This is a genomic window from Alteromonas sp. AWQ4_252, assembly GCF_056158205.1.
On record NZ_JBSWSV010000001.1, the window covers coordinates 3,573,650 to 3,586,386 of the forward strand.

Annotated in this window: 7 protein-coding genes, 2 tRNA genes and 3 rRNA genes; 1 reads left to right on the plus strand and 11 read right to left on the minus strand. The window is 47.1% G+C overall.

Going from position 1 to position 12,737, the window contains the following annotated elements:
• Positions 1-71 precede the first annotated feature (71 nt).
• From recR to ACXACM_RS15720, 5 genes are read right to left on the minus strand one after another with little or no spacing between them, the layout of a single operon-like run.
• Complete coding sequence (gene recR / locus ACXACM_RS15700; RefSeq protein ID WP_474822912.1) at positions 72-671, minus strand: recombination mediator RecR; 600 nt, start codon at positions 669-671, stop codon at positions 72-74.
• A gap of 3 nt (positions 672-674) precedes the next feature.
• Entirely contained in the window at positions 675-1,001 is a 327-nt protein-coding gene (locus ACXACM_RS15705; RefSeq protein ID WP_474822914.1) for a YbaB/EbfC family nucleoid-associated protein, read from the minus strand.
• Positions 1,002-1,031: 30 nt separating this feature from the next.
• Positions 1,032-3,509 (minus strand): DNA polymerase III subunit gamma/tau, encoded by a 2,478-nt coding sequence (dnaX, locus tag ACXACM_RS15710; RefSeq protein ID WP_474822915.1) that lies wholly within the window; start codon positions 3,507-3,509, stop codon positions 1,032-1,034.
• A gap of 15 nt (positions 3,510-3,524) precedes the next feature.
• Positions 3,525-4,061, minus strand: coding sequence for an adenine phosphoribosyltransferase (apt, locus tag ACXACM_RS15715; RefSeq protein ID WP_474822916.1), 537 nt, complete (start codon positions 4,059-4,061; stop codon positions 3,525-3,527).
• Between the two features lie 14 nt (positions 4,062-4,075).
• The gene (locus ACXACM_RS15720) at positions 4,076-4,198 is read right to left on the minus strand and encodes a hypothetical protein (protein WP_474822918.1); all 123 of its coding nucleotides are present in this window, start codon (positions 4,196-4,198) and stop codon (positions 4,076-4,078) included.
• 466 nt (positions 4,199-4,664) lie between these two features.
• On the opposite strand from ACXACM_RS15720, the gene ACXACM_RS15725 reads away from it, so the two are divergent.
• On the plus strand, positions 4,665-5,240 hold the full coding sequence (locus tag ACXACM_RS15725; RefSeq protein ID WP_474822920.1) for a hypothetical protein: 576 nt from the start codon (positions 4,665-4,667) through the stop codon (positions 5,238-5,240).
• Positions 5,241-5,631: 391 nt separating this feature from the next.
• On the opposite strand, the gene rrf is transcribed toward ACXACM_RS15725, so the two are convergent.
• The 6 genes from rrf to pssA all read right to left on the minus strand — a co-directional run bounded on the left by rrf (position 5,632) and on the right by pssA (position 12,529).
• A 5S ribosomal RNA gene (gene rrf, locus ACXACM_RS15730) occupies positions 5,632-5,747 on the minus strand.
• Positions 5,748-5,900: 153 nt separating this feature from the next.
• Positions 5,901-8,771 (minus strand): 23S ribosomal RNA (locus tag ACXACM_RS15735).
• Between the two features lie 474 nt (positions 8,772-9,245).
• Positions 9,246-9,321 (minus strand) — tRNA-Ala (locus ACXACM_RS15740).
• Between the two features lie 119 nt (positions 9,322-9,440).
• Positions 9,441-9,517: transfer RNA gene (locus ACXACM_RS15745), tRNA-Ile, on the minus strand.
• A 222-nt stretch (positions 9,518-9,739) separates the two neighbouring features.
• A 16S ribosomal RNA gene (locus ACXACM_RS15750) occupies positions 9,740-11,272 on the minus strand.
• The 16S, 23S and 5S rRNA genes sit together here with 2 tRNA genes alongside, the layout of an rRNA operon.
• A 405-nt stretch (positions 11,273-11,677) precedes the next feature.
• Positions 11,678-12,529 (minus strand): CDP-diacylglycerol--serine O-phosphatidyltransferase, encoded by an 852-nt coding sequence (pssA, locus tag ACXACM_RS15755; protein WP_474822921.1) that lies wholly within the window; start codon positions 12,527-12,529, stop codon positions 11,678-11,680.
• Positions 12,530-12,737 lie beyond the last annotated feature (208 nt).

The following is a 12,737-nucleotide window of genomic DNA, read 5'->3' on the forward strand; positions in this document are numbered from 1 at the left end:
TAAAAAGAGGGTTTTTATTGGAAAAATGTTAATCGCCTAAAATACAGGCGACAGAAATACGCTTCTCGGGTTCAGAGCTTGCGGCGCCCTGAAAATGCGTGCGTAAGAGTGCTGCCATCGATATATTCAAGCTCTCCACCAACAGGCACACCATGGGCAATTCTGCTGGCATCAATGTTTAACTCTGCACAAAGCTGGGCAATATAATGTGCTGTGGCCTCTCCTTCCACCGTGGGGTTGGTGGCCAGGATTACCTCACTGATAGGTTCAGCCTTGAGACGTACTTCGAGTTCATTTAAGCCAATGTCTGTAGGTCCGATGCCGTCGATAGGTGACAAATGTCCCATCAACACGAAATACGTACCGGCAAAGGTATGTGTTTGCTCAATCGCAAGCACGTCCTGGGGGCTTTCCACGATACAAAGTGTGCCTGCCTCTTGCCGTTTAGCAGAACGACATATCTCACACACCTCATCTTCGGTAAAAGTTCGGCATTTACTGCAGTGCTGGATATGCTCCATAGCATTGTGTAAAACGCTGCTAAGCTTTAACGCACCGTCCCGGTTTCGCTCTAACAAATGAAAGGCCATGCGCTGAGCACTTTTATTCCCTACACCGGGCAAACAGGTGAGCGCATCAATGAGCTCACCTAACATCGGACTAAATTTCATACATTAAAACGGCATTTTGAAGCCAGGTGGTAACGGCATGCCGCCTGTTACATCGCCCATTTTCTCTTTACTGGTTTCCTGTACCCGACGAACTGCATCGTTACAGGCTGCTGCTACCAAATCTTCAATCATGTCTTTGTCGTCATCCATCAGCGACTCGTCAATTTCCACGCGACGAACATTGTGGTTACAGGTCATGGTCACTTTTACCATGCCTGCGCCAGCTTCACCGACTACTTCAATTTTGGCTAACTCTTCCTGAGTTTTCTGCATGCGCTCTTGCATTTGCTGCGCCTGCTTCATGATATTTCCCATTCCACCTTTAAACATGGTCAATTCTCTCTTTTTTGTGCGTGAAAGCTAACGCGGAAGAATTGTATCTTCCAGCACCTGAGCTGAAAATACGACGCGTAGCCTGATAAATTTTTCGTCTTCATTCACTACCTGCCGTGCGTACGCTTGTCGCATGGCATCTATATCGGCTTGCAAAGACAACGGTGTTTTGTGTGGTTCACCCAACACAATATCTATTTCCAAATCGGCTTCGAGTGTACGGCAAATTGCCGCTTTCAATTGCGAAACCGCGTCATCATTAAGTAAATGGTCTTGAGAACGGTCTAATTCAAGGGTCACTCTGTTCCCTTCTCGTAAAAAAGACGCATTCAGTACAATTTGTTTTGTTAGCCCAGCTAGCCCCAAACGTGAAACAAGCTCGCTCCACGGGTCAATTTGACGCCCAAGGGTTAATTTAGAACCATCCTCAAGATAAGCATTTAGCTCACCACCGGTAGACGTCAAAGTCGCATTGTTGTGCGTTGCCAGACCTTCCTCAGAAACCAATTCAACCTGTTCTTCTGATTGTAGAGAAAGGTGGGGCGCAGTTGCAGAGGTGGGCTCTGGAGCATCGAGCTCCGATCCGCTCGCACTGTTTGACTCTCGTGTAGTCTGCTCAGCGATATCGGAACTTTGATCGTGTTCAGGCTCAGTTACCCAAGGCGGAGGCACATCATGAGATTGTTCCATCTGACCTGGTTTACTACTGGCATTCGCAATTGTGTCTTGGTGACTATCTTCACTTTCATCAGAAGATGAAGGGTTATCCGATTCTTCAGTTACATTTGCACCGCGACGTTGACTCAGTAATTTGACGCGCTCTACCGTGTCATTTTCAGGATTTGCGGACTTTTTTTCCTGTGTCTCATCTGCCTCCCGGCGGCCGGTCTTTAACTGTTGACGCAATGCCAGCATGTCTTCTATGGATGTATGATTTTCCTGTTGTACATCATCCTGCGGTATCACAAAGTCATCGCCAGGTTGCACTGACTGGACTTCTGCAGACGGGCTATTGTCATCAGATACTGGCTCCCAATATCCGCCATCTTCATCTGGAGCCAGATGGTGGTTGTCACTCGCCGGTTGCATGTCTTGCTGCCACTCACCTGGGGGCGTCTGATTATTACCTGTAGGGTCTGAGCCTGAGCCGTCACCTGATGATGACGGAGGCTGGCGCAATTCAGCAGCCATAGCCTCTATAGCGGTCTGCTCTGCAGACATCCCTTGATCATCTTCCATGTCATCGCGGACGCTATCGAGCGCTGTCCCAACAGATTCAGGTGTATCCGGCGAGTCATTATGATGCTGCGCAGCCTCAGTGGACTCGCTATTTTTTGCGTCTGAGGGTGTATCGTTATCGACGGGAAGCGATACACGTTCAGGAGCCGACACAATGAGTTCGTCTGCGCCGTCGTTTTTCGGTGCCGGTGAAAATGACAACATTCTGATTAATGTCATTTCCAACGCCGTTCTGCCGTCTACCGCGAAGGGCAAATCTTTTTTCCCTTGCAGCGCGATTTGATAAAGCAGTTGCACGTGTTCAGCAGAGATTGCTTTAGCTAACTGATAGATAGCTTTCGCTGATGTTGTTTCCAGTTTGCAGACATCAGGTACCCACTGTGTCAGTGCAACCTGGTGTAATAAACTCGACAACTCACCTAAGACCTGTGCATAGTCTGGTGCCTGCTCTGCCATGTCATCGACAATTGCCATCATGTCTTTAGGCGATTTTTTGACAATTGCGTAGAGCAACTTGATAATTTGATGTCGATCCATCAACCCCAGCATGTCAGTAACTACACTGGCTAGAACCTGATTATTGCCCTGGGCAATCGCTTGGTCGGTAAGACTCAATGCGTCGCGCATACTCCCTTGCGCTGCACGAGCTAAAAGCGCAAGCGCAGAAGGCTCAAACGACACAGATTCTTGTTCAAGTATGCTTGATAGTTGGCCACTAATTTGCTCCCGAGACAGCGCTTTTAAATTAAATTGTAAGCAGCGGGAAAGAATAGTAACCGGTAATTTCTGCGGGTCTGTGGTTGCTAAGAGGAACTTCACGTGGGGTGGCGGTTCTTCCAGCGTTTTTAACAAGGCATTGAAGCTGTGCTTTGATAGCATGTGAACCTCATCGATGAGGTATACCTTGTATCGGCCACGTGTGGGCTTGTACTGAACGTTATCCAGCAACTCTCTGGTATCTTCTACCTTGGTTCTGGAAGCAGCGTCAATTTCGAGCAAATCCACATAATTGCCCTGCTCAATCTCTTTACAAGTATCACATACACCGCAAGGGTTGGCCCCTTGGCCTTCCTCGCAATTTAAGCTTTTAGAAAAGATACGGGCGATAGTGGTTTTACCGACTCCACGAGTACCGGTAAATAAATAAGCATGGTGGAGACGGTTATTATCAAGTGCATTAGAGATAGCGGTAACAACGTGCTCCTGACCCACCAGTTCGTTAAACCTGCCGGGCCGCCACTTCCTTGCCAGTACCTGATAACTCATTATATTGTCACTTTCCTATTCACCATCAAATTCGCAGATTGAGTAGCAATCAATATCCAATGCTGACAGTTTTTCATACCCACCTAAGTCGGGCAACCCAATAACAAAACCTGCGTGATCAACAACACCACCAAGAGAGCGGATCAAGCTTGCCGACGCTGCAATAGTGCCACCAGTCGCCAAGAGATCATCAATGAGCAAAACACGGTCGCCTTCTTTAACTGCGTCCTTATGGATTTCCAATGTATCCATGCCGTACTCAAGCTCGTAGCTTTCACTTACCACTTCGCGAGGCAGTTTGTTAGGTTTTCTTACTGGAATAAAGCCAATACCTAACTCGATGGCTAAAGGTGCACCGAACAAGAATCCCCTAGCCTCAGTACCAGCCACTTTATCAAAATGTAACCCCTTGTATTTTTCAACCATCAGCGCAATACAAGAAGAAAACGCACTGTGATCTTCTAATACACTGGTGACATCACGAAAAATAATGCCTGGTTTTGGATAGTCGGGAACGGATTTTACAACGGATTTTATATATTCAGCAGTCACTATTTTGCCTTAGATTACAGCCAAAAAGTGAACCAGCCAGCGATGATATGCAATAGGGGGAAAGCTACAAGCGTTACCACTATCGCCAGGAAATACCACCAATTAAATACCTCTTTAAACTCACCATTATCAGCCATAATCAATACCTGAAATTACTTAGTAAAAAATGGTCGTAAATGTTAATCGAAACCATGCACGAATGACAGTACTAATCCGCATTATAGTGAAGATTAAAAGAAGTGCTATAAGGTTAGTGGTGAATAAAGATGAGTTGAGCATTGATAGAATTGAGGTTTCCGGCAAAGACACGGGATGATCTCGGTACATTACGATATGATAAGTATTCTGTTCTCCCACGCAACTTCACAAAATAGATTTTTTCTAGGCAAGCCTTGTAGCAAGCAAGGTAACATGGATTACACAAGTTCTGATTAAGCCCAAAGACATTCTTTCTTGGTGTTTAAAATAACTTACTTGAAAGATCAGATACATAGACTAACTTTAGTGAAGCTACAATATGGTAGCCATATTCAAAGTAGCTGCCTGAACGATATTTTAACTTTGTATCTCATAAAAAAACTTAATCAGTTAAGGAATAACAATATGCACACTTCAATCAAATTACCTCTATGTTTAACAATTCTGCTTTCTACAACGAGCTACACAGCAGCTGCTAACACAAAATCTCTCCATGGAGAATATAACGTAGTTAAAGGTGAGGTAAAAACTTACAACGTTACAGAACAAAAAATTTTCGCCATTCCTGAACAACTGGGTACATACAAAATAGTGTTGAAACACGCTGATTGGAACGGGCTAAGCGCTAGCGATAAAGCAATTACACACAGAAAACTTAGTCTTAAAGGGATACTAAAAGGCAAGATTAACCCGTTCAACTTCACAGCAGAACACGTATTAACGGATTTAGACAGGAGCTATGTTTTACGTACAGACAATGATGTGATGCTCATTGAATCAGGAGACTTATTCTGCAGTACAGGAATGCCGATGGTTATAAAAGAGTACGTTAATTTAGTGCAAGGTGAAGGGGTATATAGCAATTTGATCAGCGGCACTATTGCTTTGCATGGTGTTATCGACAACTGCCCTTTTTCAGCCACCTATGGGCAAAACGACTTAACGGTTATTCCAGAAGAAAGTTCAGTAGTCCTAGAATAGCATTACCTACAAACAAAGAAGCGTTCTTTATAACTATGGGCGCAGCTTTACTGCGCTTATACGAAAAAAGCCCACGCGTTTGAGTGGGCTTTTTCGTGTAACTGGGAGCCTGGCGGTTCACTTCGTGACGAGAACTACTCTCACATGGGGGTGATGAACGGTGAGCGCAGCGAACGAGGGGTGCCAGTGGCACGTCGAGAGTGAAGAACCGGCAGCAAGGAAGCTGCCGTGGACGTTGCACCAGGGAAGGGATGCTACTTGTCTGTTGAGCAGATCTACATAGGTAAATCCCTACCGATGGGTTGGGTTTGCCGTTGATAATAGGCGCTCTTTGCTGCGCTTATACGAAAAAAACCCACTCGTTTGAGTGGGCTTTTTCGTGTAATTGGGAGCCTGGCGGTGTGCTACTCTCACATGGGGAAACCCCACACTACCATCGCCGCTAACGCGTTTCACTTCTGAGTTCGGAATGGGATCAGGTGGTACCACGTCGCTATTGCCGCCAGGCAAAAACTGGTTGTTACCGACATCGTCAGTAACTTAACAATTCTGGAAAGCGTGATATCGTCTTCAATCAGAGTAACTCACTACTCTAACTTACTTAATTAGTCAGTCATTTAACTCACAACACACTAAATGTCGAAGCCATTTAGGCGTTGTATGGTTAAGCCTCACGGGCAATTAGTACAGGTTAGCTTAATGCCTTGCAACACTTCCACACCCTGCCTATCAACGTTGTAGTCTACAACAACCCTTCAGAGAGGTTAAACCTCAGGGATGACTCATCTTGGGGCTCGCTTCCCGCTTAGATGCTTTCAGCGGTTATCGATTCCGAACGTAGCTACCGGGCAATGCCTTTGGCAAAACAACCCGAACACCAGCGGTTCGTCCACTCCGGTCCTCTCGTACTAGGAGCAGCTCCCCTCAATCATCCAACGCCCACACCAGATAGGGACCGAACTGTCTCACGACGTTCTAAACCCAGCTCGCGTACCACTTTAAATGGCGAACAGCCATACCCTTGGGACCGACTTCAGCCCCAGGATGTGATGAGCCGACATCGAGGTGCCAAACACCGCCGTCGATATGAACTCTTGGGCGGTATCAGCCTGTTATCCCCGGAGTACCTTTTATCCGTTGAGCGATGGCCCTTCCATACAGAACCACCGGATCACTATGACCTACTTTCGTACCTGCTCGACGTGTCTGTCTCGCAGTTAAGCTAGCTTATGCCATTGCACTAACCTCACGATGTCCGACCGTGATTAGCTAACCTTCGTGCTCCTCCGTTACTATTTGGGAGGAGACCGCCCCAGTCAAACTACCCACCAGACACTGTCCACAATCCCGATTAGGGACCTATGTTAGAACATCAAACATACCAGGGTGGTATTTCAAGGACGGCTCCATGCAAACTAGCGTCTGCATTTCAAAGCCTCCCACCTATCCTACACAAGTAGGTTCAATGTTCAGTGCCAAGCTGTAGTAAAGGTTCACGGGGTCTTTCCGTCTAGGTGCGGGTACACAGCATCTTCACTGCGATTTCAATTTCACTGAGTCTCGGGTGGAGACAGCGTGGCCATGGTTACACCATTCGTGCAGGTCGGAACTTACCCGACAAGGAATTTCGCTACCTTAGGACCGTTATAGTTACGGCCGCCGTTTACCGGGGCTTCGATCAAGAGCTTCGCCTAAGCTAACCCCATCAATTAACCTTCCGGCACCGGGCAGGTGTCACACCGTATACGTCATCTTACGATTTAGCACAGTGCTGTGTTTTTAATAAACAGTCCCAGCCACCTGGTCACTGCGGCCCTCACCTGCTCAGGAAGCAAGTTCCATCACAAGCAAGGGCGTACCTTCTCCCGAAGTTACGGTACAATTTTGCCGAGTTCCTTCACCCGAGTTCTCTCAAGCGCCTTAGTATTCTCTACCTGACCACCTGTGTCGGTTTGGGGTACGGTTCACATAATCATAAGTTTAGAAGCTTTTCCTGGAAGCAGGGCATCAACAACTTCACCACCTTGGTGGCTCGTCTCGTGTCTCGGCCTTAAGAACCCGGATTTACCTAAGTTCTCAGCCTACTCACTTTCACTTGGACAACCAACGCCAAGCTTGCCTAGCCTTCTCCGTCCCTCCATCACTGATTATATAAGTACGGGAATATTAACCCGTTTCCCATCGACTACGCATCTCTGCCTCGCCTTAGGGGCCGACTTACCCTGCCCTGATTAGCATGGGACAGGAAACCTTGGTCTTCCGGCGTGGGGGTTTTTCACCCCCATTATCGTTACTCATGTCAGCATTCGCACTTGTGATATGTCCAGCAAACTTCACAGTTCACCTTCAGCCACTTACACAACGCTCCCCTACCCAGCAAGTAAACTTGCTGCCGCAGCTTCGGTATATTGCTTAGCCCCGTTACATCTTCCGCGCAGGCCGACTCGACTAGTGAGCTATTACGCTTTCTTTAAAGGGTGGCTGCTTCTAAGCCAACCTCCTAGCTGTCTTAGCCTTCCCACATCGTTTCCCACTTAGCAATATTTTGGGACCTTAGCTGGCGGTCTGGGTTGTTTCCCTCTTCACGACGGACGTTAGCACCCGCCGTGTGTCTCCCGGATAGTTCTCTTTGGTATTCGGAGTTTGCAAAGGGTTGGTAAGTCGGGATGACCCCCTAGCCTTAACAGTGCTCTACCCCCAAAGGAATTCGTCCGAGGCTCTACCTAAATAGATTTCGGGGAGAACCAGCTATCTCCCGGTTTGATTGGCCTTTCACCCCCAGCCACAGGTCATCTCCACCTTTTTCAACAGGTGTGAGTTCGGTCCTCCAGTTGATGTTACTCAACCTTCAACCTGCCCATGGCTAGATCACCGGGTTTCGGGTCTATACCTAGCAACTAGACGCGCAGTTAACACTCGCTTTCGCTACGGCTCCCCTAAACGGTTAACCTTGCTACTAAATATAAGTCGCTGACCCATTATACAAAAGGTACGCAGTCACCCCGAAGGGCTCCCACTGCTTGTACGTATACGGTTTCAGGTTCTATTTCACTCCCCTCACAGGGGTTCTTTTCGCCTTTCCCTCACGGTACTGGTTCACTATCGGTCAGTAAGGAGTATTTAGCCTTGGAGGATGGTCCCCCCATCTTCAGTCAAGATAACACGTGTCCCGACCTACTTAATATGTGCTAATTGCCACTTCGTGTACGGGACTATCACCCTGTACCGTTAAACTTTCCAGAATATTCCACTATGACAACTAACATCGGCTAGTCCCCTTTCGCTCGCCGCTACTAAGGGAATCTCGGTTGATTTCTTTTCCTCCGGGTACTTAGATGTTTCAGTTCCCCGGGTTTGCCTCTACATGCTATGTATTCACATGCAGATACCCGCAAGCGGGTGGGTTTCCCCATTCGGACATCGATGGCTCAAATGCGTTTTGTCAACTCGCCACCGCTTTTCGCAGACTTACACGTCCTTCATCGCCTCTTACTGCCAAGGCATCCACCGTATACGCTTAGTCACTTAACCATACAACCCTAAATAGCTTCTGCTTTGCTTCCTGTATTTCGCGGCTCGTCCTCGCTTACTCAGTCACATACGATATGTATGCTCCTTCGCTCGCTCGTCGTTTCGCTCATCCAGAAACCAAATCATCGCTATTGCCTCTTATTCACATGAGTTAAGGAATAAGATTTCATAGCATTACAGGAAAATCCAAGAGTTGCGACAACTCAAAAGGATGGATTTTGCTGCGCCAACCCCGCCTTTTTGTCCAGGGTTAGGTGAGATGTTATCTCTGTTGTATGCATGACTGTCTAATCAATTACATTGCAGCTTACGCTGCGCCGTTTGTCAGATAGAGTAGCGTGAAAGAACATCTTTTCGATATTCTCAGTTACTCAATTTGATTGATTACTAATATCAGCTTTCCAAATTGTTAAAGAACAAGTCGTAGTAATAAATACCACTTTTAAACACACTGCATATCAATGCACTTAGAAGTGGTGGAGCTAAGCAGGATCGAACTGCTGACCTCCTGAATGCAAATCAGGCGCTCTCCCAGCTGAGCTATAGCCCCATCGAACTACTTAACTTTTACGATGGCAAATCGTCGTATTTCTTTCTTAGACAAGGAAGTTTAACGCGTAGTGTGCGAGTAGCACATGAGCGTTGAACTGACGCCGTATAAGGAAGAAATGGTAGGCTTGGGCAGACTTGAACTGCCGACCTCACCCTTATCAGGGGTGCGCTCTAACCAGCTGAGCTACAAGCCTATTGCTTGGTCTTTGTTGCTCATACTGCCTTGCTCCGGAATTTGCTTGGTCACAATCAGACGATTGCTCCCTGCGACAAATTCCTCGCGGCGTTGCCTGACCAACAAATCCGCTGCGCAATACTCCCTTTTTGGTGAAGTACTACCTTGGTTGTTCTTCTTTATCAATAACAAAACAATCTGTGTGAACACTACGCTAAAAGGCAATTGACGATTTTTAAGGTAAGGAGGTGATCCAACCCCAGGTTCCCCTAGGGTTACCTTGTTACGACTTCACCCCAGTCATGAAACACAAAGTGGTAATCGTCCTCCCGAAGGTTAGACTAACTACTTCTTTTGCATCCCACTCCCATGGTGTGACGGGCGGTGTGTACAAGGCCCGGGAACGTATTCACCGCAGTATGCTGACCTGCGATTACTAGCGATTCCGACTTCACGGAGTCGAGTTGCAGACTCCGATCCGGACTACGATATTCTTTAAGGGGTCCGCTCCACATCGCTGTCTCGCTTCCCTCTGTAAATACCATTGTAGCACGTGTGTAGCCCTACACGTAAGGGCCATGATGACTTGACGTCGTCCCCACCTTCCTCCGGTTTGTCACCGGCAGTCTCCTTAAAGTGCCCAACTTAATGCTGGCAACTAAGGACAAGGGTTGCGCTCGTTGCGGGACTTAACCCAACATCTCACGACACGAGCTGACGACAGCCATGCAGCACCTGTGTCAGAGTTCCCGAAGGCACTAATCCATCTCTGGAAAATTCTCTGCATGTCAAGTGTAGGTAAGGTTCTTCGCGTTGCTTCGAATTAAACCACATGCTCCACCGCTTGTGCGGGCCCCCGTCAATTCATTTGAGTTTTAACCTTGCGGCCGTACTCCCCAGGCGGTCTACTTAGCGCGTTAGCTTCGCTACGCACGAATTAAATTCACACACAGCTAGTAGACAGCGTTTACGGTGTGGACTACCAGGGTATCTAATCCTGTTCGCTACCCACACTTTCGGACATGAGCGTCAGTCTTTGGCCAGGGAGTCGCCTTCGCCACTGATGTTCCTCCAGATATCTACGCATTTCACCGCTACACCTGGAATTCCACTCCCCTCTCCAAGACTCTAGTCTGCCAGTTCTAAATGACCATCCCAGGTTGAGCCCGGGGCTTTCACATCTAGCTTAACAAACCGCCTGCGTCCGCTTTACGCCCAGTAATTCCGATTAACGCTCGCACCCTCCGTATTACCGCGGCTGCTGGCACGGAGTTAGCCGGTGCTTCTTCTGTTGTTAACGTCACAGCTGGCAGGTATTAACTACCAACCTTTCCTCACAACTGAAAGTGCTTTACAACCCGAAGGCCTTCTTCACACACGCGGCATGGCTGCATCAGGGTTTCCCCCATTGTGCAATATTCCCCACTGCTGCCTCCCGTAGGAGTCTGGGCCGTGTCTCAGTCCCAGTGTGGCTGATCTTCCTCTCAGAACAGCTAGAGATCGTCGCCTTGGTGAGCCTTTACCTCACCAACTAGCTAATCTCACTTGGGCCTCTCTTCAGGTAGGAGCCTAAGCCCCCTTTGGTCCGTAGACGTTATGCGGTATTAGCAGTCGTTTCCAACTGTTATCCCCCTCCCAAAGGCAAGTTCCCAAGCATTACTCACCCGTCCGCCACTCGTCAGCAAATAGCAAGCTATTCCTGTTACCGTTCGACTTGCATGTGTTAGGCCTGCCGCCAGCGTTCAATCTGAGCCATGATCAAACTCTTCAATTAAAATCGAAAAACTATTTATGAATCGTCGGTTGACACTCTTAACGAGTGCCCACACAGATTGTCTTGTTATAAATTGTTAAAGAACATTTGCTTAAGCCTTGCTATATGCCGTCTCAAGCGGGATGCGTATATTACTCTGCACCAATTTTTTGTCAATCATTTTTTTGATTTTTTTTCACTCAAAAAAACTAATTTTCAAACTCGTTCCGGATGGCTTTTAGCGACCTCCCTGAACCGAGGACGCGCATTTTACGCATATCAGAATTCAGGTCAACCCCCCTTTATAAATAAAAACAAAAAAACGACCTGTTCGGTCGCTTTTTATTCAAACTGGGTACAGTTCGCACAATCATGCCTATTTTGTACAGTCTGCCATAGTCGAATTCTATTATTGTTTCAGATTATTCATGACTTTGGCTTGGCAGATTCATCATCTTTGTCACCGCTGCCATCAGACATGTCGACTTCATTAGATGTTTGTTTATCAACATTATCAGGTGAGAAGTCTGCATCTTTGTCTTCGTGATCGCCTACTACATCCTGTAGCGTCACCTTATCTACTGTTCTAAACGTATTTATTGGGCCTGCTAAAGCGTATAAAGCAAATACCAGGAAAAGTACCAGTGCTGGTTCAGTAGCGACCACAACAAAAATAAGCATAATAATAAGTAGAGCAACAAACGGGACTTTACCGTTCCAGTTCACTTCTTTGAAAGAATTGTATTTGAAGTTGCTTACCATGAGTAAGCCTGCAGCACTGGTAACTAAGGCGACGATGATACCGTAATCATTGCCCCGCACGTTATATTCTACACCTACCCACACTAACCCAGCCACAACGGCCGCCGCGGCAGGACTCGCTAAGCCTTGGAAGAACCGTTTATCTGCGATACCTACTTGGGTGTTAAATCGGGCAAGTCGCAGCGCTGCACCCGCTACATAGATAAAAGCAGCTAACCATCCTAGCTTACCCAACTCACTCAACCCCCAGTTATAAGCTACCAGAGCTGGTGCTACACCGAAGGAAACCATATCGGCCATAGAATCATATTCAGCTCCGAAAGCGCTTTGCGTATTGGTCATCCTGGCAGCTCGTCCATCCAGCCCGTCAAATATCATTGCTACAAACACAGCAACCGCTGCGGCTTCGAAGCTACCGTTCATTGATGCAACAACAGCGTAGAAACCCGAAAACAGCCCGGCGGTTGTAAGTAAATTAGGGAGCAAATAAATGCCTTTGCGTTTTGTATCTGTCATTAAGACCTCATCATCTTTTATTCTGCTACTATTATTTCACAGAAGCTGCGCCCACGCACTCTTCAAACGTACGACCTTACTATCTCGATCACCACTTCTTACTTACCAACATATTTTCCTTAGTAGCACAGCAGGTTTGCAGATATATATTTGAGTATAAATATAAATACACAACTAGACATTTTAAAATGTTATCTTAACCTACTGT